This is a genomic window from Pseudomonas sp. JUb52, assembly GCF_004341115.1.
GTDB classification, from domain to species: Bacteria; Pseudomonadota; Gammaproteobacteria; order Pseudomonadales; family Pseudomonadaceae; genus Chryseomonas; species Chryseomonas oryzihabitans.
On record NZ_SLYS01000008.1, the window covers coordinates 185745 to 207768 of the forward strand.

Annotated in this window: 21 protein-coding genes; 14 read left to right on the forward strand and 7 right to left on the reverse strand. The window is 66.7% G+C overall.

Annotated elements, in window-relative coordinates:
• The first annotated feature begins 17 nt into the window (after positions 1-17).
• Together EC839_RS15275 and EC839_RS15280 are read left to right on the forward strand one after the other, a co-directional pair.
• Positions 18-596, forward strand: a complete 579-nt coding sequence (locus tag EC839_RS15275) for a trans-aconitate 2-methyltransferase (RefSeq protein ID WP_007162173.1) — start codon at positions 18-20, stop codon at positions 594-596.
• An 87-nt stretch (positions 597-683) separates the two neighbouring features.
• Positions 684-1973, forward strand: a complete 1290-nt coding sequence (locus EC839_RS15280) for a M18 family aminopeptidase (protein ID WP_007162172.1) — start codon at positions 684-686, stop codon at positions 1971-1973.
• A 7-nt stretch (positions 1974-1980) separates the two neighbouring features.
• On the opposite strand, the gene EC839_RS15285 is transcribed toward EC839_RS15280, so the two are convergent.
• Positions 1981-2718, reverse strand: coding sequence for a UTRA domain-containing protein (locus EC839_RS15285; protein ID WP_044341329.1), 738 nt, complete (start codon positions 2716-2718; stop codon positions 1981-1983).
• Between the two features lie 182 nt (positions 2719-2900).
• Here EC839_RS15285 and EC839_RS15290 point away from each other — a divergent pair, with 182 nt between their 5' ends.
• Genes EC839_RS15290 through EC839_RS15315 form a run of 6 tightly spaced genes read left to right on the forward strand, consistent with a single transcriptional unit; the run spans position 2901 to position 8002 of the window.
• Entirely contained in the window at positions 2901-3962 is a 1062-nt protein-coding gene (locus EC839_RS15290) for an ABC transporter substrate-binding protein (RefSeq protein WP_007162170.1), read from the forward strand.
• 4 nt (positions 3963-3966) lie between these two features.
• Positions 3967-4764 carry an alkaline phosphatase family protein gene (locus tag EC839_RS15295; protein WP_007162169.1) on the forward strand — a complete coding sequence of 266 codons (798 nt, stop codon included), beginning with the start codon at positions 3967-3969 and terminating at the stop codon, positions 4762-4764.
• Complete coding sequence (locus EC839_RS15300; RefSeq protein WP_007162168.1) at positions 4761-5594, forward strand: ABC transporter permease subunit; 834 nt, start codon at positions 4761-4763, stop codon at positions 5592-5594. The genes EC839_RS15295 and EC839_RS15300 overlap by 4 nt, the downstream gene beginning before the upstream one ends.
• On the forward strand, positions 5581-6366 hold the full coding sequence (locus tag EC839_RS15305; protein WP_007162167.1) for an ABC transporter permease: 786 nt from the start codon (positions 5581-5583) through the stop codon (positions 6364-6366). Before EC839_RS15300 ends, EC839_RS15305 begins: the two co-directional genes overlap by 14 nt.
• On the forward strand, positions 6363-7352 hold the full coding sequence (locus tag EC839_RS15310; RefSeq protein ID WP_007162166.1) for an ABC transporter ATP-binding protein: 990 nt from the start codon (positions 6363-6365) through the stop codon (positions 7350-7352). Before EC839_RS15305 ends, EC839_RS15310 begins: the two co-directional genes overlap by 4 nt.
• Positions 7349-8002: an HAD family phosphatase gene (locus EC839_RS15315; protein ID WP_027601263.1), complete on the forward strand. Its 654-nt coding sequence runs from the start codon at positions 7349-7351 to the stop codon at positions 8000-8002. Before EC839_RS15310 ends, EC839_RS15315 begins: the two co-directional genes overlap by 4 nt.
• A 117-nt stretch (positions 8003-8119) precedes the next feature.
• On the opposite strand, the gene EC839_RS15320 is transcribed toward EC839_RS15315, so the two are convergent.
• On the reverse strand, positions 8120-9082 hold the full coding sequence (locus tag EC839_RS15320; RefSeq protein WP_027597662.1) for an NAD(P)H-quinone oxidoreductase: 963 nt from the start codon (positions 9080-9082) through the stop codon (positions 8120-8122).
• Between the two features lie 237 nt (positions 9083-9319).
• Between EC839_RS15320 and EC839_RS15325 the strand changes: the two genes are divergently transcribed.
• Both EC839_RS15325 and EC839_RS15330 read left to right on the forward strand, forming a co-directional pair.
• Positions 9320-11401, forward strand: a complete 2082-nt coding sequence (locus EC839_RS15325) for a carboxy terminal-processing peptidase (RefSeq protein WP_007162163.1) — start codon at positions 9320-9322, stop codon at positions 11399-11401.
• Positions 11402-11493: 92 nt separating this feature from the next.
• A complete protein-coding gene (locus EC839_RS15330; RefSeq protein ID WP_007162162.1) occupies positions 11494-13239 on the forward strand; it encodes a bifunctional diguanylate cyclase/phosphodiesterase in 1746 nt (581 codons plus the stop codon).
• 3 nt (positions 13240-13242) lie between these two features.
• Here the strand turns inward: EC839_RS15330 and EC839_RS15335 are convergent, their stop codons facing one another.
• From EC839_RS15335 to EC839_RS15345, 3 genes are all read right to left on the reverse strand, one after another.
• The gene (locus EC839_RS15335; protein WP_007162161.1) at positions 13243-13614 is read right to left on the reverse strand and encodes a hypothetical protein; all 372 of its coding nucleotides are present in this window, start codon (positions 13612-13614) and stop codon (positions 13243-13245) included.
• 5 nt (positions 13615-13619) lie between these two features.
• On the reverse strand, positions 13620-14084 hold the full coding sequence (locus EC839_RS15340; protein WP_007162160.1) for a YkvA family protein: 465 nt from the start codon (positions 14082-14084) through the stop codon (positions 13620-13622).
• A gap of 150 nt (positions 14085-14234) precedes the next feature.
• Entirely contained in the window at positions 14235-15008 is a 774-nt protein-coding gene (locus EC839_RS15345; protein WP_132832736.1) for an FKBP-type peptidyl-prolyl cis-trans isomerase, read from the reverse strand.
• A gap of 255 nt (positions 15009-15263) precedes the next feature.
• On the opposite strand from EC839_RS15345, the gene EC839_RS15350 reads away from it, so the two are divergent.
• From EC839_RS15350 to EC839_RS15365, 4 genes are all read left to right on the forward strand, one after another.
• The gene (locus EC839_RS15350) at positions 15264-15554 is read left to right on the forward strand and encodes a hypothetical protein (RefSeq protein ID WP_007162158.1); all 291 of its coding nucleotides are present in this window, start codon (positions 15264-15266) and stop codon (positions 15552-15554) included.
• A gap of 63 nt (positions 15555-15617) precedes the next feature.
• Positions 15618-16292: an ABC transporter ATP-binding protein gene (locus EC839_RS15355; protein ID WP_007162157.1), complete on the forward strand. Its 675-nt coding sequence runs from the start codon at positions 15618-15620 to the stop codon at positions 16290-16292.
• Entirely contained in the window at positions 16289-18748 is a 2460-nt protein-coding gene (locus EC839_RS15360; protein ID WP_007162156.1) for an FtsX-like permease family protein, read from the forward strand. Before EC839_RS15355 ends, EC839_RS15360 begins: the two co-directional genes overlap by 4 nt.
• Positions 18738-19790, forward strand: a complete 1053-nt coding sequence (locus EC839_RS15365) for a lipocalin-like domain-containing protein (protein WP_007162155.1) — start codon at positions 18738-18740, stop codon at positions 19788-19790. The genes EC839_RS15360 and EC839_RS15365 overlap by 11 nt, the downstream gene beginning before the upstream one ends.
• Here the strand turns inward: EC839_RS15365 and EC839_RS15370 are convergent.
• Both EC839_RS15370 and argH read right to left on the reverse strand, forming a co-directional pair.
• A complete protein-coding gene (locus EC839_RS15370; protein WP_305955932.1) occupies positions 19787-20524 on the reverse strand; it encodes an amino acid ABC transporter ATP-binding protein in 738 nt (245 codons plus the stop codon). The genes EC839_RS15365 and EC839_RS15370 overlap by 4 nt on opposite strands.
• Positions 20521-22020 (reverse strand): argininosuccinate lyase, encoded by a 1500-nt coding sequence (gene argH / locus EC839_RS15375; RefSeq protein ID WP_007162152.1) that lies wholly within the window; start codon positions 22018-22020, stop codon positions 20521-20523. Before argH ends, EC839_RS15370 begins: the two co-directional genes overlap by 4 nt.
• Between the last annotated feature and the right edge of the window lie 4 nt (positions 22021-22024).

Here is a 22024-nt window from a genome sequence, read left to right on the forward strand (position 1 = left end):
GACCGGAGGAACGCCGCTTGTCGCAATGGACGTCCTACTACACCGCCACCGCCGCAGGCGGTCCGCGTGAGACCTTGCTGCAGGCGCTCTCGTCCTGGTCGAGTCCGCCAGGCTTGGCGCTGGACCTGGGCTGTGGCACCGGTCGCGACACCCTGGTGCTGCTGGAGCAGGGCTGGCAGGTGCTGGCCCTGGATGCCGAGCCCGAGGCCCTGAGCGCGCTGCGCGAGCGCACGCCGGCCCTGCTGCAGGGGCGCCTGGAAACCCGCCAGGCCCGCTTCGAGACGGTCACCCTCCCCCGCTGCGACCTCCTCAATTCCAGCTTCGCCCTGCCCTTCTGTGAACCGGCCCATTTCCCCGCGCTGTGGAACGGGATCACGGCGGCGGTCCGTCCGGGTGGTCTGTTCTGTGGCCAGCTCTTCGGCGAGCGGGACAGCTGGGCCAGCAAGGGCGTGACGGTAGTCGACGCCGCGGCCCTGCGGCGGTTTCTCCAGGACTGGGACGTCCTCCTGCACCGGGAAGAGGAAGAGGACGGCCATACCGCGGTCGGGCGGCCCAAGCAATGGCACATCCACCACTTGGTGCTGCAACGCCGCTGAGCATGGCGGTGCCGCCGGACCCGGCGCTACGCTCGACTCCCCCGGGTCCAGAACCTAGACTGGACGCCTTGTCGTCCGGAGTCGTCCATGCGTACCGATCAGATCCAAGGCCTCATCGATTTCCTCGCCAGTTCCCCCACCCCCTTCCATGCCACCGCCACCCTCGCCCGCCGTCTCGAAGCCGCCGGCTACCAGCGCCTGGACGAGCGCGAGAGCTGGTCCGTGCAGCCGGGTGGTCGCTACTACGTCACCCGCAACGATTCCTCGCTGATCGCCGTACGCCTGGGCGCCCAACCCCTGGAGCGCGGTCTGCGCCTGGTCGGCGCCCATACCGACAGCCCCTGCCTCAAGGTCAAGCCGCAGCCGGAGCTGCAGCGGCAGGGCTTCTGGCAACTGGGCGTCGAGGTCTACGGCGGCATGCTGATGGCGCCCTGGTTCGACCGCGACCTGTCCCTGGCGGGCCGGGTGACCTTTCGCGCCGGTGGCCGGGTGCAGAGTCGACTGATCGACTTCCGCAAGCCGCTGGCGATCATTCCCAACCTGGCCATCCACCTCAATCGCGAAGCCAACCAGGGCTGGGCCATCAATGCCCAGAACGAATTGCCGCCGATCCTGGCCCAGGTGCCGGCCGGCGAGCGGCGCGACTTCCGCGCCCTGCTGGCCACCCGCCTGCAACAGGAGCACGGCCTCGACGACGCCGAGGTGCTGGATTTCGAACTGAGCTTCTATGACGTCCAGCCCGCTGCCCTGGTCGGCCTCGAAGACGATTTCATCGCCGCCGCGCGCCTGGACAATCTGCTGTCCTGCTATGCCGGTCTGGAAGCCCTGCTGGCCGACGAGGGCGACGAAAACGCCGTACTGGTCTGCACCGATCACGAGGAAGTGGGCTCCACCTCCTGCTGCGGCGCCGACGGTCCCTTCCTCGAACAGGTGCTGCAGCGCCTGCTGCCCGCCGGAGATGCCTTTACCCGCACCCTGCAGCGCTCGCTGCTGATCTCGGCTGACAACGCCCATGGCGTGCACCCCAACTATGCCGACAAGCACGATGGCAACCACGGCCCGAAACTGAACGCCGGACCGGTCATCAAGGTGAATGCCAACCAGCGCTATGCCACCAGCAGCGAGACCGCGGCCTTCTTCCGCGATCTCTGCCAGCGTGAAGGGGTGCCGGTGCAGAGTTTCGTGGTGCGCAGCGACATGGGTTGCGGCTCCACCATCGGGCCCATCACCGCCGGACAGCTGGGCGTGCGCACCGTGGACATCGGTCTGCCCACCTTCGCCATGCACTCCATCCGCGAATTGGCCGGCAGCCACGACCTGGGCCATCTGATCAAGGTGCTGACGGCCTTCTATTCGAGCAGCGAACTGCCGCTCTGATGCCGGACTAGTCCGGTACCTCGACCCTGACCTGGATGGCGTCATGCCGCCAGAATTCCAGGTCGCAGTCGATCAGTCGCCCCTGCTGGTCGTGGTTGATGCGGGTGATGTGCAGCGCCGGACTGCCCTGGGCCACCCGCAGCGCCTGGGCCGCTTCCGGTAGCAGCGCCGTCGGCAGGATCTCGAAGCGCACCTCGCCGTAGCGGATATCGTAGCGGTCGCGATACAGCTCGGTGAGAGAGCGCTGCAGGTCGTGCTCCAGCAGGCCCGGGAAATAGGCGGCATTGAGGTAGTGCTCGACATAGAGCACCAGTCGGCCATCCACGCGGCGGACCCGGCGGATCTGATAGACGCTGGACAGCGCCGGCAACTCCAGCAGGCGGCAGATCTCCGCCGAGGCCAGCATCTGCCGCGCCGCCAGGACCTCGGTAGCCGGTCGGCGACCCTGGGCTTCCACCATGGCATGGAAATGGGTCCGCGCCAGAGGGTTGTAGGCCAGGCGCGGCGGGGCGACGAACCAGCCGCGGCGTTCCTCGCGATAGATCAGCCCCAGGGCCTCCAACTGCAGCAGGGCTTCGCGCAGGGTGATGCGGGTGGTGGCGAAGAGTTCGCTCAGCTGGCGCTCGGACGGCAGGCGCTCCATGGCCGGCAGCAGCCCATGGGCGATCTGCTCCTGCAGAGCCTGGCGGATGGCGCCGGCACCTGGCGCACTTCTTTGGACTAGACCAGTTTCAGATTGGTGCACCCGTAACGCCTCGACTAGGGTTTGGTTGGAGACTAAGACGGCCAGATGACCGCTTGGTGACGACTGCAGCGCCCGTGCCAGCAGAGAACCTGGGCGGATTGCCATCAAATCGTCATACCCCGGTCCTAGATTGGCCTGTGTCTTGCTGACCTAGACCAAGCCCTAATCCCTGGAGCGCCCGTATGACCCGTCTGCTTGCTTCCCTGTTGGCCACAGCCGTTGCGGTACAGGCCGGTACCGCCTTCGCCAATACCGTCGATCTCAAAGCCCTCGAAGCCGCCGCCCGCAAGGAAGGCGAGGTGAACAGCGTCGGCATGCCCGATACCTGGGCGAACTGGAAAGGCACCTGGCAGGACCTTGAGCAGAAGTACGGACTCAAGCACCAGGATACCGACATGAGCTCCGCCCAGGAGATCGCCAAGTTCGCCGCCGAAGGCGAGAACGCCTCCGCCGACATCGGTGACGTCGGTGCTTCCTTCGGCCCCATCGCCGTGCAGAAGGGCGTTACCCAGCCCTACAAACCCAGCACCTGGGACCAGGTCCCGAGCTGGGCCAAGGACAGCGACGGTCACTGGGCCCTGGCCTACACCGGGACCATCGCCTTCATCGTCAACAAGCAGACCGTCAAGGACGTTCCCCATTCCTGGGCCGACCTGCTCAAGGGCAACTACAAGGTCACCATCGGCGATGTCAGCGCGGCCTCCCAGGCGGTGAGCGGCGTGCTGGCGGCGGCCTATGCCAACGGGGGCGACGAAAAGAACATCAAGCCGGCGCTGGATTTCTTCGCCAAGCTGGCCAAGCAGGGCCGCCTGGCCTTCACCAACCCGGTGGTGGCCAACCTCGAGAAGGGTGAAGTGGAAGTCGGCGTGGTCTGGGACTTCAATGCCCTCAACTATCGCGACCAGATCGATCGCTCGCGCTTCGAGGTGCTGATCCCCTCCGATGGCTCGGTGACCTCCGGCTACACCACCATCATCAACAAGTACGCCAAGCACCCCAACGCCGCCAAGCTGGCCCGCGAGTACATCTTCTCCGACGCCGGCCAGATCAACCTGGCCCAGGGCTATGCCCGACCGATCCGCGCGGAGCACCTGACCCTGCCGGCCGATGTCCAGGCCAAGCTGCTGCCCCAGGCGCAATACGCCAAGGCCCGTCCCATTGCCGACGCCAAGGCGTGGGAAGAGACCTCCAAGCGCCTGCCGCGGCTCTGGCAGGAACACGTTCTGATCAACATGCAGCAGTGACATCATGAAGGTCATCCTGGTCGTACTGGACGGACTCGCCCTGAGGGTCGCCGAACACGGACTCGGCTTCCTCCAGGCGCTCTGCCTGGCCGGCCGGGGTCGCCTCTACCGGCTGGAATGCGAGTTGCCCTCGCTCTCCCGTCCACTCTACGAATGCCTGCTCACCGGGGTGCCCCCGGTGCGCAGCGGCATCGTCCACAACGGCGTGGACCGGCTGTCCAACCAGACCAGTCTCTTCCACCTGGCCCGAGCCGCCGGCCTCACCACGGCGGCAGCGGCCTATCACTGGGTCAGCGAACTCTACAATCGCAGCCCCTTCGATCGGGCGCGGGACAGGCACGTCAGTGACACTGCCCTGCCGATCCAGCACGGCCACTTCTATTACGCCGACCACTATCCGGACTCCCATCTGTTCGACGACGCCGAGCACCTGCGCCTGGCCCATGATCCGGACATCCTGCTGGTGCATCCGATGAACATCGACGATGCCGGTCACCGGCACGGGCTCTCCAGCCCCGAATACCGCAATGCCGCGCGCCGCGCCGACGGCCTGCTGTCCCACTACCTGCCCGCCTGGCTGGACGCCGGCTACCAGGTGCTGGTGACCGCCGATCACGGCATGAACGACGACCGCAGTCACGGCGGGACGCTCCCGGAAGAACGCGAGGTGCCCCTGTTCGTCTTTGGCGCGGGCTTCTCCCTGGGCGAGGCGACGCCGCTGCAGGTGGAGCTCTGCGGCACCCTCTGCACGCTGCTGGGCCTCGCCCATGACAAGCCCCTGTGCCGGGAGCTGCTGGCATGAAGCGGCCCCGGCTCGCCCTGCTGCTGATCCTGCCCTTCCTGCTGGTGTTCGGCGCCTTCCAGCTGGCGCCCCTGGCCTGGATAGCCTTCAACAGCTTCAACTCCAGCGAAAGCGGCTGGGGCCTGGGCAACTACGCCGAGATCCTCGGCTCGCCCTTCTACCTGCAGGCCATCCGCTTCTCCCTGGAGATTTCGCTCTGGTCCAGCGTCTGCGGCCTGCTGATCGCGCTGCTCGGCGCCTATTCGCTGACCCGGGTCGACTCGCGGCTGCGCGGTTTCGTGGTGGCCTTCACCAACATGACCAGCAACTTCGCCGGGGTGCCGCTGGCCTTTGCCTTCATCATCCTGCTGGGCATCAACGGCTGCCTGACCCTGGCGCTCAAGCAATTCGGGCTGATCGAAGGCTTCAACCTCTACACCAAGGGCGGCCTGATCCTCATCTACACCTACTTCCAGATTCCCCTGGGCGTGCTGCTGCTGTTCCCGGCCTTCGAAGCCCTGAAGCAGGACTGGCGCGACGCGGCGGCGCTGCTGGGTGCCGGCACCTGGCGATATTGGCGGCACATCGGCCTGCCGGTGCTCAGTCCGGCGCTGGTCGGCACCTTCATCATCCTGCTCGCCAACGCCCTGGGCGCCTACGCCACGGTCTATGCCCTCACCACCGGCAACTTCAACGTGGTGCCGGTGCGCATCGCCGCCCTGGTCTCCGGCGATATCTATCTGGAACCCAACCTGGCCGCGGCGCTGGCCATGCTGCTGGTGGCCTTCATGACCCTGATCACCCTCGTCCATCAATGGCTGCTGCGGCGGAGTCGTCATGTCCAGAGCTGAGCGCCTCTACCATCGGCTGGTGGTCTGGATCCTGTTCCTGATCCTGTTCACGCCCCTCGCCGCGACCCTCATATATTCCCTGGCCACCCAGTGGTCGGCGACCCTGCTGCCGGCGGGCTTCACCTTCAAGTGGTACCTGCAGCTGTGGAGCGATCCGCGCTTTCTCGCCGCCTTCGGTCGCTCCCTGGCGATCTGCTTTGGCGCCCTGGCGCTGTCCTGCGTGCTGATCCTGCCGGCCATGTTCGCCATCGCCTATCACTTCCCCCGGCTGGATGCGCTGATGAACGTGCTGATCCTCTTGCCCTTCGCCGTGCCACCGGTGGTCTCGGCGGTGGGCCTGTTGCAGCTCTATGCGAGCGGGCCGCTGCCGCTGACCGGCACGCCCTGGATCCTGGTGTTCTGCTATTTCACCATCGCCCTGCCCTTCATGTACCGCGCCATCAGCAACAACCTCCAGGCGCTGAATCTGCGTGACCTGATGGACGCCGCGCACCTGCTCGGCGCCAGCTCCTGGCGCGCCGCCCTGGTGGTGGTGCTGCCCAATCTGCGCACCGGCCTGATGGTGGCGCTATTCCTGTCCTTCTCCTTTCTCATCGGCGAATTCGTCTTCGCCAACCTGCTGGTGGGGACGCGCTACGAGACCCTGCAGATCTATCTGTACAACCTGCGCAACGGCAGCGGCCACCTGACCAGCGCCCTGGTGATCTCCTACTTCCTCGCGGTCCTGCTGCTGACCTGGATCGCCAATCGCCTGAATCGGGAGCGGACATGAGCTATCTCGCGGTCAAGGGACTGCACAAGCGCTACGGCGCCAACACCCTGTTCACCGACATCGAATTCCATGCGGAACAGGGCGAACTGGTGACCCTGCTCGGCCCCTCCGGCTGCGGCAAGTCCACCCTGCTGCGCTGCCTGGCCGGGCTCACCGAGGTCGATCGCGGCGCCATCGTGCTGGCGGGGCAGGACATCACCCACCTGCCGCCGCAGCGCCGTGGCATCGCCATGGTGTTCCAGAGCTATGCGCTGTTTCCCAACATGACCGTGGCGCAGAACGTCGCCTTCGGCCTGCGCATGCAGCGCCTGGCGCAGGACGAAATCGAGCAGCGGGTGCGCGAGGCCCTGACCCTGGTAGAACTGCAGGGCTTCGCCGAGCGCTATCCGCACCAGCTCTCCGGCGGCCAGTGCCAGCGCGTGGCCCTGGCGCGCTCGCTGATCGTGCGGCCGCGGCTGCTGCTGCTGGACGAACCCCTTTCGGCGCTGGATGCCCGCATCCGTCGCCACCTGCGCGAACAGATCCGCGCCATCCAGCAGGAGCTGGGCCTGACCACGGTGTTCGTCACCCACGATCAGGAAGAAGCCCTCACCCTGTCCGATCGCATCGTGCTGATGCGCGAGGGGCGCATCGTCCAGAGCGGCGATGCCGAGACCCTCTACACCGCACCGGTGGATGCCTTCGCCGCCGGCTTCATCGGCAACTACAACCTGCTCAGCGCCGACCAGGCCAGCCGCCTGTTCGGCCAGACCTTCCGGGGGCAGGTGGCGATTCGCCCCGAGGCCATCCGACTCGGCGTCGCCGGCGGTTTCAGCGGCCGCATCGTCGGTCACAGCCTGTTGGGCAACGTGATCCGCTACCGGATCGCCACCGAAGCCTGCGAACTCAATGTCGACGTTCTCAACCATGGGCCGACGGCCTTGCAGCCGAACGGCACAGCCGTCACCCTGGCCGTCGATTCCGACAGCCTGAGAGAAGTGGCATGACCCTGGCGATTTTCGATCTCGACGAAACCCTTATCGACGGTGACTGTTCCAGCCTGTGGAGCCAGCAGATGGGCGTGCTCGGCTGGGTCGACCGCGAGTCCTTCGTGCGGCGCGACAGCGAGCTGATGGCGGCCTACGCCCAGGGCGAGCTGGCCATGGAAGACTACATGGCCTTCCACCTCGAACCCCTGGTGGGCCGCACGCCCGAGGAAGTGGATTTCGAGGTCGGGCCCTGGGTCGAGGACGTCATCGAACCCCTGATCTTCAGCGACGCCATGAAGTGCATCGCCGCCCACCGAGCGGCCGGCGACCGGGTGATCATCGTTTCGGCTTCCGGGGTGCATCTGGTGGAGCCCATCGCCGAACGCCTCGGCGTGGAAGAGGTGCTGGCCATCGACCTGCAGGTCAATCATGGCGTCTACAGCGGCCAGGTGGAAGGCGTCATGACCTTTCGCGAAGGCAAGCTGACCCGCCTGCTGGAACTGCTCGGCGGCGACCGCAGCCTGCTGGCTGGCGCCAGCTTCTACTCCGACTCGCGCAACGACCTGCCTCTGCTCGAAGCGGTGGGCAAGCCGCACGTGGTCAACCCCGATCCGGTATTGCGCGAGCGCGCGGCACAGGCCGGCTGGCCGATCCTCAGCTGGCGGTAGAGTCAATCAGACACGAATGTTATCGCGGCCATGGGCCGCTCCTACAGAAGCATCACCCCTCGTAGGAGCGGCCGTAGCGGCAGACCGCCATGGCCGCGATAACCCTGGCCGTGGGCGCTACTCCAGCCCTTCGTCCAGCACCAGCACCACCTTGCCGTTCACCTCATTGCTTTCCAGGGCGGCAAAGGCGGCTTCGGCGTTCTGGGCGGCGAAGCGGCGTTCCAGGTTGACGTTCAGCTTGCCTTCGGCGAACAGCGGCCACACCTTGGCCTCCAGGGATCTCATGGTCTTGGCCTTGAATTCCACGGATCTGTTGCGCAGCGTCGAGCCGATGATGCGGATGCGCTTGCCGAGCACCTTGCCCAGATCCATCTCGGCCTGGCGACCGCCCATGAGGCCGATCAGCACCCAGCGTCCGTCCTGGCCCAGCAGATCCAGATTGAGCGACGCATAGTTCGCGCCGACCGGATCGAGGATGACGTGGAAGGGGGCGAAATCGCGCAGCCCTTCCAGATCGGTCTTGCGCAGCACCCCGCCCTCGGCACCGAGGCGCTCGCAATGCGCCAGGCGATCCTGGGAGCCGACGCTGACCCAGCAGGGATTACCGAAGGCCTTGCACAGCTGGATGGCGGCCGAGCCGACGCCGCTGGCGCCGGCATGCAGCAGTACCTTTTCGCCCGGCTGCAGTGCGGCCAGATCGAACAGGTTGCTCCAGGCAGTCGCCCAGACCTCGGGCAGCGCCGCGGCCTCAATCAGCGACAGGCCTTCCGGCACTGAGGCCGCCTGACGCCCGTCCACCACCACCTCGCTGGCCATGCCACCGCCAGCCAGCAGCGCGCAGACGCGGTCACCGACCTGCCAGCGCGAATCCGCAGTGGTCTCGCTGACCACCCCGGCACATTCGAGGCCCAGGGTCGCCGGCGCGCCGGGCGGCGGCGGATAGTTGCCCGCCAGCTGCAGCAGGTCCGCGCGGTTGAGACCGGCAGCCGCCACCTTGATGCGAATTTCCCCAGGCGCCAGCGCGCGCGCGCTCAGTGACTGCCATTCCAGTTGCCCTTCGATACCTTGCAATGCGTTCACGGTGCCTCCATAGTGGCTCAGGCTTTGACGAAAAGCGCCTGCGCCGGCGGGTTCTGCGGGAGTCGAGCGGACCGGAAGACGCGGGGCTGTCACAGCCTTCCCCTCCGATCGCCGCTACCCTTAAGACCGCCGTCAGACGACTTTCGTCAGCGCCCGTCATACTTCCCCTGGCCGCGGAACCGCCCGGGCCGGGAAGGGCCTATAGCCTATTCCTTTCCGTGCATTAGTCGAATACACATGAAGCAGCTCTTGTCCCGTACCGCCCTCGTTGTCCTGCTTGGCGTCAGCGCAACGCCCCTCTTCGCCAAGCCCAACGCGCCGGTAGGCGCCGAGAAACTGCAACCCGATCGCGACCAGGTCATCGCCAGCCTCAACATCGTCGAGCTGCTCAAGCGGCACCACTACAGCAAGCCGCCGCTCAACGATGCCCAGTCGATCAAGATCTACGACAGCTATCTGAAGATGCTTGATCCCGGCCGGCTGTATTTCAATGCCGCCGACATTCGCGAATTCGACGCCTCGCGGACCCGCTTCGACGACTACCTCAAGCAGGGTAACCTCGAACCGGGCTTCGCCATCTACCGTCGTTATGCCCAGCGCATGACCGAGCGGCTGAACTACGGCCTGGGCCTGCTCAACGCCGGCATCGGCAAGCTCGACTTCACCGTCGACGAATCCTTCAACACCAATCGCGAGAAGGCGGCCTGGCCGGCGGACACCGCTGCGCTGGACGATCTCTGGCACCGCAAGCTCAAGGACGAGGTCCTGCGCCTGCGCCTGTCCGGCAAGACCGATCAGCAGATCCAGCAGCAGCTGACCAAGAGATACAAGAATCAACTGGCACGGCTCAACCAGACCCGCAGCGAAGACGTCTTCCAGACCTACATCAACGCCTTCGCCGAGTCCTACGACCCGCACACCCAGTATCTCTCCCCGGAAAGCGCGGAAAACTTCGACATCAACATGAGCCTGTCGCTGGAAGGCATCGGCGCAGTGTTGCAGAACGACAACGACTACGTGCAGATCCTGCGCCTGGTACCGGCCGGCCCGGCCGACAAGTCGAAGCAGATCGCGCCGGCGGACAAGATCGTCGGCGTCGCCCAGGGCGACGGCGAGATGGTCGACGTCATCGGCTGGCGGCTGGACGAGGTGGTCAAGCTGATCCGCGGACCCAAGGGCTCCAAGGTCCGCCTGGAGGTCATCCCGGCGAGCAATGCGCCGAACGACCAGAAGACCAAGATCGTCACCATCACCCGCGAAGCGGTCAAGCTCGAAGAGCAGGCGGCGCAGAAGCACGTGATCGACGTGCCCCACGAGGGCAAGCACTACAAGCTCGGCGTGATCGACGTACCGGCCTTCTATCTGGACTTCAAGGCCTATCGCGCCGGCGACCCGAACTACAAGAGCACCACGCGTGACGTGAAGAAGCTCATCGGCGAGCTGCAGAAGGAAAAGGTCGATGGCATCGTCCTGGACCTGCGCAACAACGGCGGCGGCTCGCTGCAGGAAGCCACCGAACTGACCGGGCTGTTCATCGACCAGGGTCCCACCGTGCTGGTGCGCAATGGCGACGGCAAGGTCGAGGTGCTGGCCGACGACGAAGGCGGCGCCTTCTACAAGGGCCCGCTGACCGTGCTGGTCAATCGCCTGTCCGCCTCGGCCTCGGAGATCTTCGCCGGCGCCATGCAGGACTATCACCGGGCGCTGATCGTCGGCGGCCAGACCTTCGGCAAGGGCACCGTCCAGACCATCCAGCCGCTCAACCATGGCGAGCTGAAGCTGACCATCGCCAAGTTCTACCGCGTCTCCGGCCAGAGCACCCAGCACCAGGGTGTACTGCCGGACATCGACTATCCGGCGGTGGTGGACACCAAGCAGATCGGCGAGAGCGCCCTGCCCGACTCCATGCCCTGGGACACCATCGCCCCGGCGGTGACCGGTCTGAGCAATCCCTTCGCCAACTACCTGCCGGAACTGGTCAAGCGCCATGACGTGCGGGTGCAGAAGGATCCCGACTTCATCTTTGCCCGCGAGCGCCTGAAGCTGGCCCAGGAACTGGCGGCGGATACCACCGTCAGCCTCGACGAGAAGAAGCGCCGCGCCGAGCAGACCGCGCTGGACGAGCGCCAGCTGGCCATGGAAAACCAGCGTCGCAAGGGCAAGGGCGAAGCCCCGCTCAAGGAGCTGAAGAAGATCGACGAGGACAACCCGGCGATCGACGACGACAAGACCAAGCCGCAGGACGACGCCTATCTCATGGAGTCCGGCCATGTGCTGCTGGACTACCTGGACCTGAGCCAGACGCCGCCCAAGCGCTGACATCAAAACGTCACATCTCTGTCGTGAAATGCCCGGGGGTCGCCACCTGCGACCCCCGGGCATTTTCGTTTCCGGGTTCCTGCAGGCTTATCATGACGCTTAACGACCAGGCTGGGGTGTTGGATCGCATTCTCGCCAACCGCGAGTTGCATTCGCTCTTTCAACCCATAGTGTCCTTGAGCGAGCGACGCATCCTCGGCTACGAGGCGCTCATTCGCGGCGCCTCGAATACTCCGCTGCAATCCCCCCTGCCCCTCTATGCCACCGCCCGCCAGGCCGGTCGCCTGTCCGAACTGGAAATCGCCGCACGCCAGCAGTCCTGCCAGACCTTTCGCGAGCTGGCGCTGGATGGCCTGCTGTTTCTCAACGTCTGTCCGGAAACCCTGCTGGAACCGGCGCACCAGTCGGGCCAGACCCTCAAGCTACTGCAGCGCCTGGGTCTTTCCCCGGCCCAGGTGGTGATCGAACTCACCGAGCAGGCGCCCATCGACGACTTCGCGCTCCTGGCCACCGCCCTGCACCACTACCGCGCCATGGGCTTTTCCATCGCCCTCGACGACCTGGGCGCCGGCTATTCCAGTCTCCGGCGCTGGTCGGAATTGCGCCCGGACTTCGTCAAGATCGATCGTCACTTCATCGAGTCCATCCACCGCGATGCGGTGAAGCGCGAATTCGTCGGCTCCATCCTGAAGATGGCCGAAGCTTCCCGCGCCCAGGTGATCGCCGAAGGCATCGAGACCCACGAAGAGCTCTCGACCCTGGCGAACATGGGCGTGGATCTGGTCCAGGGCTATCTGCTGGGTCGACCGACCGCCGCCCCACCGCGCGAGATCCAGACCCTGCTGCCAGTCATGGAGGTCCGCAGCTCCGAGCTTGCCGAAGAATCGACCACCGTTGCCAGTCTCCGGGTCGAGCAGGTCGCGGTCGGCCAGGACATGCTCATTCCCGAGGTGCTGGAGCGTTTCCGCCTGCAGCCGAGCCTAAACACCCTGGCGGTGGTGGACGAAGACGATCGCCCGGTGGGTATCGTCCACCATCACGAACTGAGTTCGGCGCTGCTCAAGCCCTTCGCCCACGAGGTGTTCGCGCGCAAGCCCATCGCCCGACTGATGAGCCAGGACTTCCTGGCGACCGAATCCGGCCAGTCGCTGCAGCAGGTCAGCCGCCTGCTCACCGCCCGAGCACGCCAGCGCATCGAAGAGGATTTCATCATTACCGAAGGCGGTCGCTATGTCGGCGTCGGACGGGTGATGGACGTGCTGCGCCTGATCACCGAACAGCGCATCCAGCAGGCCAAGCATGCCAACCCCCTCACCCAGCTGCCCGGTAACGTGCCCATCCAGCAGTGCCTGACCCGGCTGCTGGATCAGCAGCGCGAAGCCGTGGTGTGCTACGTCGACATCGACGGCTTCAAGCCCTTCAACGACCTCTATGGCTACGCCAAGGGCGACGAAGTTTTGCTCTGCCTGGCGCAGACCCTGTCCGAGCGCCTGGATCCACAGCAGGACTTCGTCGGCCACATCGGCGGTGACGACTTCCTGGTGGTGCTGGGGTCGGCGGACTGGCGGCGGCGCCTCAATGGCCTGATGGCGGCCTTCCAGGAGCGCTGCCGACATTTCTATCGCAGCGAGCACCTGGAGGCCGGCTGTTTCCTGGCCTACGACAGGGACGGCCGCCGGCGCGAGTATCCGCTGCTGTCGCTGTCCCTGGGGGTGGTGGAACTGGACCGAGAGGCCGGCCAGCGGGTGGATGCCAGCGGAGTGGCGGCGCTGGCCTCGGAGGCCAAGCGCAATGCCAAAAGGGTGCCCGGCTACAGCCTGCACCTGATGCGGGCCTGACGCCTATTCCTGGCGATGGTCGGGATAGCGGTGATCGAACACCCGGGTCACTTCGGCCGCATGCCAGCTGATGGCGTCGGTGACGGGCGGCGAACCTTCCAGGGCGCCCAGGCGCAGGGCACAGTCGAAGAAACCTTCACGGGGGATACGCGTACCGCTCTGGCTGACCACCAGCGCACTGCGCAGCGGCCGACCCTCGCGCCGATCGAGGGCGGCCAGATACTCTAGCGCCGTGGTCAGGGTGACCATCGCCGGCTGGGGCAGCCCCAGCCGTTCGATCACCGAGCGGTAGGTCAGGAGACTGCGGCTGCGCCGCGCGCTCTCCAGTTCATCCAGCAAGGCCAGCCAGTGCTGGCGACTGATGCGTACGCTCAAATCCCTCAATCCCGCAACTGATCGAGGGCGACGCCGGGCGCCGGCCGCTCGTGCTTGTCGGGCAGGGCCGCCAGGGCCGCCTGCTGGCTCGCGGTGCGGTTGGCGCGCCAGGCCCGAAAGCCGTCCAGCTCATCGCTGCAGGCCTTGCCGACCCAGGCCAGCACGGCGAGGTCGTCGAACAGACCGAACATGGGCACCCAGTCGGGAATGAGATCGATGGGCAGCAGGAAGTAGACCAGACCGCCGGCGACGGTCAGCAGCGTCTTGCGACTCACGCCGCGGTATTCGCCTCGCCACCAGGCCAGCAACAGCTGATGGAACAGACTCAGGGTGTCGCGGGCCTCGCCCAGCTTGAGTCCGCGCTTGCTGGTCTTGCGCGCTACGCCGAGCAACAGTGCGGGCAGGCGGCCACGGATCAGCAGGCGCTGGGCGATACCAAGGTAGCGATCAAAATTCTTCGGCGGCTTCATGGACACCTCGAGCAGGAGAGAGCATTGGCCAGAGACCCGTAAACCACAGGTCTTTGCGCCCTTGCTTGGATCGCACCGCTGCGGCAGGGTTTCCCGCCGTCCAATGTAAAACGCCCTGCTAGGCAGGGCGTTCGGCACAAAGAGTGCGGCTTACTTCTTGGCCGGAGCCTTTTCGGCAGCGGCCGGCGCCTCGGCAGCCGGAGCGGCCGGAGCGTCTTCGGCGTCCGCCGCAGCGGCGTCCTTGATGCCGAGCAGTTCCAGGTCGAACACCAGCACGGAATTGGCCGGGATCGCTGGGCTCGGGCTCTGGGCGCCGTAGGCCAGCTCGGAGGGGATGTACAGCTTGATCTTCTCGCCGACGTGCATCAGTTGCAGCGCCTCGACCCAGCCCGGAATCACGCCGTTGACCGGCAGGTCGATCGGGGTGCCACGCTTGATGGAGCTGTCGAACACGGTGCCGTCGACCAGCTTGCCCTCGTAGTGCACGGTGACCACGTCGGTGGGCTTGGGCTGCGGGCCATCGGCCTTCTTGACCACTTCATACTGCAGGCCGGAAGCGGTGGTGATCACGCCAGGCTTCTTGCCGTTCTCTTCGAGAAACTTCTTGCCGGCTTTGGCGTTGTCTTCGCTGACCTTGGTCATCTTCTCTTCGGCGCGCTTCTGCAGGGCGGAGAAGGCTTCGGTCAGCTGCTGATCGGTCAGCTTCTGGTCCTTCTTGCCAACGGCGTCCTCGATACCCAGGGCAACGGCCTTGGGATCCAAGTCGTCGATGCCTTCCTGGGCCAGGCTCTTGCCCATGTTCAGGCCGATGCCGTAGGACGCCTTCTGGGCCGGGCTTTCCAGCTCGACCTTGGGCTTGGAGTCGCAGCCGCTCAGAACCAGACCCACCAGGGCCACCGCTGCTGCCAACCGATACTGTTTCATGTTGATTCCTTATCCGTGCGCATTGTGCGCGTTCAAATAACTGATCGAGCTTACAAGGAGACCTGCTCGCTTGCCATCGCCAGGCCTCTAAATGGCTGCAAAGGATAAGATTTCAAGCTTATGTCTGCCTGAACATCGCGTGAACGAGCGGCGGGCTATCCCTGCGACGTCTTGTCCGGGGTGCCCGGGCAGTGGCGACCGGCGCGAGTCCAGGCGCTAAACTAGCGCCTTCTTCAGAGCCTGCCAGAGACCTCCATGTTCGAGCCCAACGATCTGAATCGCCCACCTCTCGACCTCGCCCGCGAATCGCGCAAGGCCGGTGGCTACGGCCTGCTGTACTCGGTGCTGCTGGCGATCGGCATCCTGCTCTATCACCACTGGGTGCCCAGCGCCTTCCCCGGCAGCCTGCTGCAGATGTCCCTGGCACTGCCCATCATCCTGTTCGCCGGCAGCGCCGTGTACTACCTCACCATGGTGCGCAAGTGCGAGCGTCTGCAGCGCGAGGAAGACGAGAAGACCGGCAAGGGCAAGGCCAAGCGCCGCTAGCCGCGCTGAACGTCGCCGCCCCCGCCCGGTCGATTGCAGACCACGACCGGCGCTGGAGGCGCGATGCTGACCATCACCGATCTGCACAAGAGTTATCCGACGCCCCAGGGCCCGCTGCCGGTCCTGCGCGGCGTGGACCTCAGCCTGGCGCGGGGCGCGAGTCTGGCGCTCATGGGCGAATCCGGCAGTGGCAAGAGCACCCTGCTGCACCTGGTCGCCGGCCTCGACCGGCCTGACCGAGGCCACATCCAGGCCGCCGGCCAGGCACTCGACAGTCTCAACGAACGGGCCCTGGCCGCCTGGCGCCGCGAGGGCATCGGGCTGATCTTCCAGCAATTCAATCTGATCGCCAGCCTCACGGTGGCCGACAATCTCGCCTTCCAGGCGCGCCTGGCCGGGCGCCATGATCCGCGCTGGCAAGCCGAGCTGGCCGAGCGCCTGGGGCTGACCGCCCTGCTGGAGCGCTATCCGGAACAGCTTTCCGGCGGCCAGCAGCAGCGCGTGGCCCTGGGACGCGCCCTCGCCTCCCGGCCGCCCCTGCTGCTCGCCGACGAACCCACCGGCAATCTCGACGAAGCCAGTGGCGACCAAGCCCTGGCTCTGCTGCTGGAACTGGTCGCCGAGACCGGCAGCAGCCTGCTGATGGTGACCCACAGCGCGCGCATCGCCAGCCATCTGGATCGCACCCTACAACTGGAACGCGGGCGTCTCGGCGACGCAGCCGTGGGCCAGCCATGAGACTGCTCTACTGGAGTCTGCACAGCCTGGCCAGCCATTGGCGGCGTCATCCGCTGCAACTGGCCGGCCTCGTAGCCGGGCTATGGCTGGCGACGGCGCTGCTGATCGGGGTGCTGGCGCTCAATGCCCAGGCCCGCCAGAGCTATGCCCAGGCCAGCGCCTTCTTCGGTGCCGACCAGTCGAGTCTGGAAGCCCGTGACGGCAAACGCTTTCCCCAGGCGGTGTTCGTCGAATTGCGTCGTCAGGGCTGGCCGGTGTCGCCCGTCCTGCAGGGCCGCCTGACCCTGGCCGAGCGCGAGGGCGCCCTGCCGCTGCTGGGCATCGAGCCGGTCACCCTGCCCAGTGACCGGGGGGTGGCGGCCCGCGCTTCGCCCGAGGCCCTGTTCGACTTTCTCGGTCCGACTGGCACCACCTGGATCGCGCCGGAAACGTTACGTGAATGGCGGCTCCAGGCCGGTGAGGTGCTGCACCGCGCCGATGGCCTGGCGCTACCACCGCTCCAGCCGCGCCCCGGCCTGGCGCCTGGCACCCTGGTCATGGACATCGGTCAGGCCCAGCGCCTGCTGGACGCACCGGACCAGCTTTCCCGGCTGATCCTGCCAAAGACCTTTCAGCGCGCCCTGCCCACCCTGGACGGGGTCGACCTGCAACGGATGGAGAACGACCAGGGCGCCGAACTGGACCGCCTGACCGACAGCTTCCACCTCAACCTGCTGGCGCTCGGCCTGCTGGCCTTCGCCGTCGGCCTGTTCATCGTCCATGCCGCGACCGGTCTGGCGCTTGAGCAACGCCGCGCCCTGCTGCGCACCCTGCGCGCCTGTGGTCTGTCGGCCGCGACCCTGGTGCTGGCGCTGACCCTGGAACTGGCACTGATCGCCCTGGTGGCAGGCGCCCTGGGAGTTGCCAGCGGCTATCTGCTGGCGGCGCTGCTGCTGCCCGACGTGGCGGCCAGCCTGCGCGGCCTCTATGGCGCCGAGATCGCCGGCAGCCTGACCCTGAGCCCGGCCTGGTGGCTGGCCGGCCTCGGCCTCAGCCTGGGCGGTGCCCTGCTGGCGGGTGCCGACGGCCTCTGGCGCGCGGCGCGGCTGCCGCTGCTGGCGCTGGCCCAGGGTGAGGCCTGGCGCGCCGCCCATGGCCGCTGGCTCCAGCGCCAGGCCTTGGGCGCCCTGCTGGTGGGGCTGGCGGCGCTGGGGCTGTGGCTGGGTGGCAACAGCCTGGCCAGCGGCCTGGCCCTGCTCGGTTGCCTGCTGCTGGCGGCGGCCCTGGCATTGCCGCCGCTGCTGAGCGCCCTGCTGGATCTGCTCCTCAAGCAGGCCCGGCGCCCGCTTTCACGCTGGTTCCTGGCCGACGCCCGCCAGCAGCTGCCCGGGCTGTCCCAGGCGCTGATGGCGCTGCTGCTGGCGCTGGCGGCCAATGTTGGCGCGGGCAGCATGACCGAAGGCTTCCGCCGCACCTTCGATGGCTGGCTCGACCAGCGCCTGGCCGCCGAGCTCTATCTGCGCCCGCAGGATGCTACCCAGGCCGCGGCCCTGCTCGCCTGGCTACCCCAGCAATCCAGCGTCCGCGCGGTGCTCCCGGTGTACGAACTAGAGACCAGGATTGAAGGCCAGCCGTCCACCCTGAGCGGGGTGCTGGACGCTGACCTCTATCGCCAGCACTGGCCGCTGCTCGATGCCGGTGGCGACGCCTGGACGCCCTTCTTCGCCGGAGAGGGCGTGATGCTCAGCGAGCAACTGGCGCGCCGCCTCGGGGTAGCCAAAGGCCAACGTGTGAAACTGCAGGGCAGCCAGGGGCGCTGGTCCGCGCCGGTGCTCGCCACCTACGCCGACTATGGCAATCCGCGTGGCCACCTGCTGTTGTCCCAGGCGCGCCTGCGGGCGCTATGGCCGGATGCCGCCCTGGTGCGCATCGTCATCCGCATGGCGTCGGCGCAGGTAGAGGCCCTGCGCGGCGAGCTGCAGCAGCGCTTCGGGCTGGACGCCAGTCATTCCATCGACCAGGGGCAGTTGCGGCGCTATGCCGACCAGGTCTTCGAGCGCACCTTCAGCGCCACCGCCGCGCTTAACGCCCTGACCCTGGCGGTGGCCGGTCTCGCCCTGTTCATCGCCCTGCTCGGCCAGGCACAGCGGCGTCTCGGTCAGCTCGCGCCGCTCTGGGCGCTGGGCATCGAACGACCGCGGCTGATCCTGCTGAGCCTGGGCCAGTTGCTGGGGCTCGCCCTCCTCACCCTGGCCCTGGCCATGCCGCTGGGTATCCTGCTGGCCTGGTGCCTGGTGGCGGTGGTGAACGTCCAGGCCTTTGGCTGGCGACTGCCGCTGCAGGTCTTCCCAGGTCAGTTGCTGGCGCTTTCCGCCATTGCCCTGCTGGCTACCCTGGTGGCGGCCGCCTGGCCGCTGCTGCGGCTGCAACGCAGTCAACCGCTGGATCTGCTGCGAGAACTCGGCAATGAACGCTAGGGCCCTGCTGGTCGCACTCCTGCTGCTTACCGGTTGCGACCAGCAACCGGCTTCCGAAGGCTTCGCCGGCCTTGGCCAGGGCAGCGAGAATTTCGCCCCCGTCGTGCCCGGCAAGGTCTTCAGCTTTCCCGCCGATCACGGTGCTCATCCGGATTTCCGCATCGAATGGTGGTACGTCACCGCCAATCTCAGCGATGCCGAGGGTCATCACTACGGCGTGCAGTGGACGCTGTTCCGCAATGCCCTGCGGCCCGGCGCCGACCAGCCTGGCTGGAGCAATGGCAACCTCTGGCTGGGCCACGCCGGCCTTACCACCGAGACCCGCCAGTTCTCTGCCCAGACCCAGGGTCGCGGTGGTATCGGCCAGGCCGGCGTGACGGCCGCGCCCTTCGCCGCCTGGATCGACGACTGGCGCCTCGCGGGCGACCTGGCCGGTCGAGCGCAGGTCCAGGCACGAGGCCCGGGCTTCGCCTATCAGCTGGAGCTCGCCGCCACCGGACCGCTGGTGCTCCAGGGCGAAGGCGGGGTCAGCCGCAAATCGGCCAGCGGCCAGGCGTCCTACTACTACAGCCAGCCCTTCTTCCAGGCCCAGGGCGAATTGGAGATCGAAGGAAGGCGCGTGCCGGTCAGGGGCCTGGCCTGGCTGGATCGCGAATGGAGCAGCCAGCACCTGGCCGCGGACCAGCTGGGCTGGGACTGGTTTTCCCTGCACCTGGACGACGGTCGCCAGCTGATGCTCTATCGCCTGCGCCAGGCCGACGGCCAGCATTATCTGTTCGGCAACTTGATCGCCGCGGATGGCCACAACCAGCCGCTGCATCCCGGCGATATCCGCCTGGCGCCGGAGTTCACCCACAGGGTCGCCGGCCGCGAGGTGCCGGTACGCTGGTCCATCACCCTGCCGGGGCAGCAGCTCGAACTGCATATCGCGGCAGTCAACCCCGATGCCTGGATGGCCCTGGGCACGCCCTACTGGGAAGGTCCGGTCAGGGTGGAGGGCAGCGCCAGGGGGATGGGTTACCTAGAGATGACGGGATACTAGTGCAGTACATTGGCAAGGAACTGCCGAGTGCGCGGCTCCTGCAGCGCGCCAAACATCTGCGCCGGTGGGCCGCTTTCCAGGATGCGTCCTCCGTCGAAGAACAGCACCCGGTCCGCCACCTCGCGGGCGAAGCCCATCTCGTGGGTCACCACGATCATAGTCATGCCCTCGCGTGCCAAGTCCTTCATGATCGCCAACACCTCGTTGACGGTTTCCGGATCCAGTGCCGAAGTCGGTTCGTCAAACAGCAGAAGTTGCGGCTGCAGGGCCAGTGCCCGAACGATGGCCACCCGCTGCTGCTGGCCGCCGGATAGCTCCGCCGGATAGGCATCGGCCTTGTGCGCCAGCCCTACCCGTTCCAGTAGCGTCCGCGCCTGGCGATCGGCCTCGGCGGCGCTGAGGCGTCCCAGCTTGACGGGCGCCAGGGTCAGGTTGCGTAGCACCGAGAGGTGAGGGAACAGAGTGTAGTCCTGGAACACCATCCCAACCTTCTGGCGAAGGGTCGCCAAGGCGCGACGGTCGCCGGCATGCACCGGTACACCATCCAGCTCCACGGTACCAGACGAGGGCTCCTCCAGACTGTTGAGGCAGCGGATGAGTGTCGATTTGCCAGAGCCGCTGGGACCTATCACCACCACCACCTCACCGGCCGTGACGTCGAGGTCCACCCCGCGGACGATCTGCTGCCCGCCAAAGCTCTTGCTCAGCCCCCGCACCCTCAGCAGCGTGCTCACTGGGTCAGCGCCCGCAGGTTGGCATCCAGGCGCGCCTGACTCTGCGCCTGCCGCGCACGCCGAGCCTCCTGCCGTTCCCGCTCCAAGGTAAGGCGCGCCCGCGCAGCCGCCAGGGTCCGCATCAGCGCAGGCGCGGCGGGGCCTCCCGGCGATTGCCGCGAGGCAACGTTGGCAGTGGGATCCAGGCTTTCGCCGACCCGGGCGGCATCCAGCCCCAGGGGCCGCCCGATCACCGCCTGGGCAGCCTGATCCACCATGGCGCCGTCGATGGCGCGGGCCGGCAGACCTGCATCCAGCGCCTGACGCACCACGGCCCCCACGACATGGTGCGCCTCGCGAAACGACAGCCCGCCCTCGCGCACGATAAGGTCGGCCAGACCTGTGGCCGTGGAGAAATCCAGTGCGCTGCGCTCCAGCCCGCGCACCGCGTCGGGCTCAGCTGTGCGAAGCACCAGATCCAGCAGCCGCAAGCAACGCAGGGTTTCTTCCGCGGCCTCCCAGAATCCGCGGGTGCCTTCGCGATTGGCGTCACCGCTGTGGCTGAAGTGAGTGCCCTTGACCGTCATGGTGGCGGCCATTAGCAGTCCAGCGATGTGGCCACTGCGGCCCTTGAGGTATTCCAGCACGACCGGATTCTTCTTCTGCGGCATGATACTGGAGGTGCCGGCGACGCTGTCGGGGAATTCCACCAGGCCAAATTCATGGGTAGCCCAGACGAAGTAATCCTGGGCGACCCGGCTCCAGAACACCGCCAACAGGCTCAGATGGGACAGGCCTTCCAGGATGAAATCCCGTGAAGCCACGGCGTCCAGGGCATTGTCCAGATAGCCGTCGAAGCCAAGCAGCTCGGCGGTGCGCGCCCGATCGATGGCGAAGGGGGTACCGGCAAAGGCCGCGGCCCCCAGTGGACTCTGATTCATGCTGTCGAGGGTCGCGGCCAGGCGCAGACTGTCCCGCTCCAGCGCCTGGGCTACGCCGGCGAGATAGAAGCCATAGGTGATCGGCTGCGCCGGCTGCAGGTGAGTATGCCCCGGCATCACCGTGGTGGCGTGGCGCTCCGCGCCCTCCAAGGCAGTCGTTCGAACCTGTTGCAGCGTCTCCAGCACCTCGGTGAGGACATCCCGAGCTCGCAAGCGGTCGAGGGTAGCGAGGATATCGTTGCGACTGCGACCGATGTGCAGCCGCCCGCCGACGTCTGTGCCCAGACGCTCGATCAACGCCGCCTCGTAGTTGAAGTAGGCATCCTCGCGCAGCGGATCCAGGGGCACTGCCCCGGGGCCTGCCGTCTCCAGTTCGAGGATGCCGCGGGCCAGGGCCGCAGCCTGGTCGCGGTCGATCAGTCCCTGTTCGGCGAGCATCACCACATGGGCCTTGTTGACGTCGCCCAGATAGGGAAATCCTTCGGCGAAATTGGCTAGGCGCGGGGCGTAGATGAAGTCGCAGACCTCGGGCGCGGTAGCTTCCCGGAGACGACGGCTGACCTTGGATTCTTGCATGGGA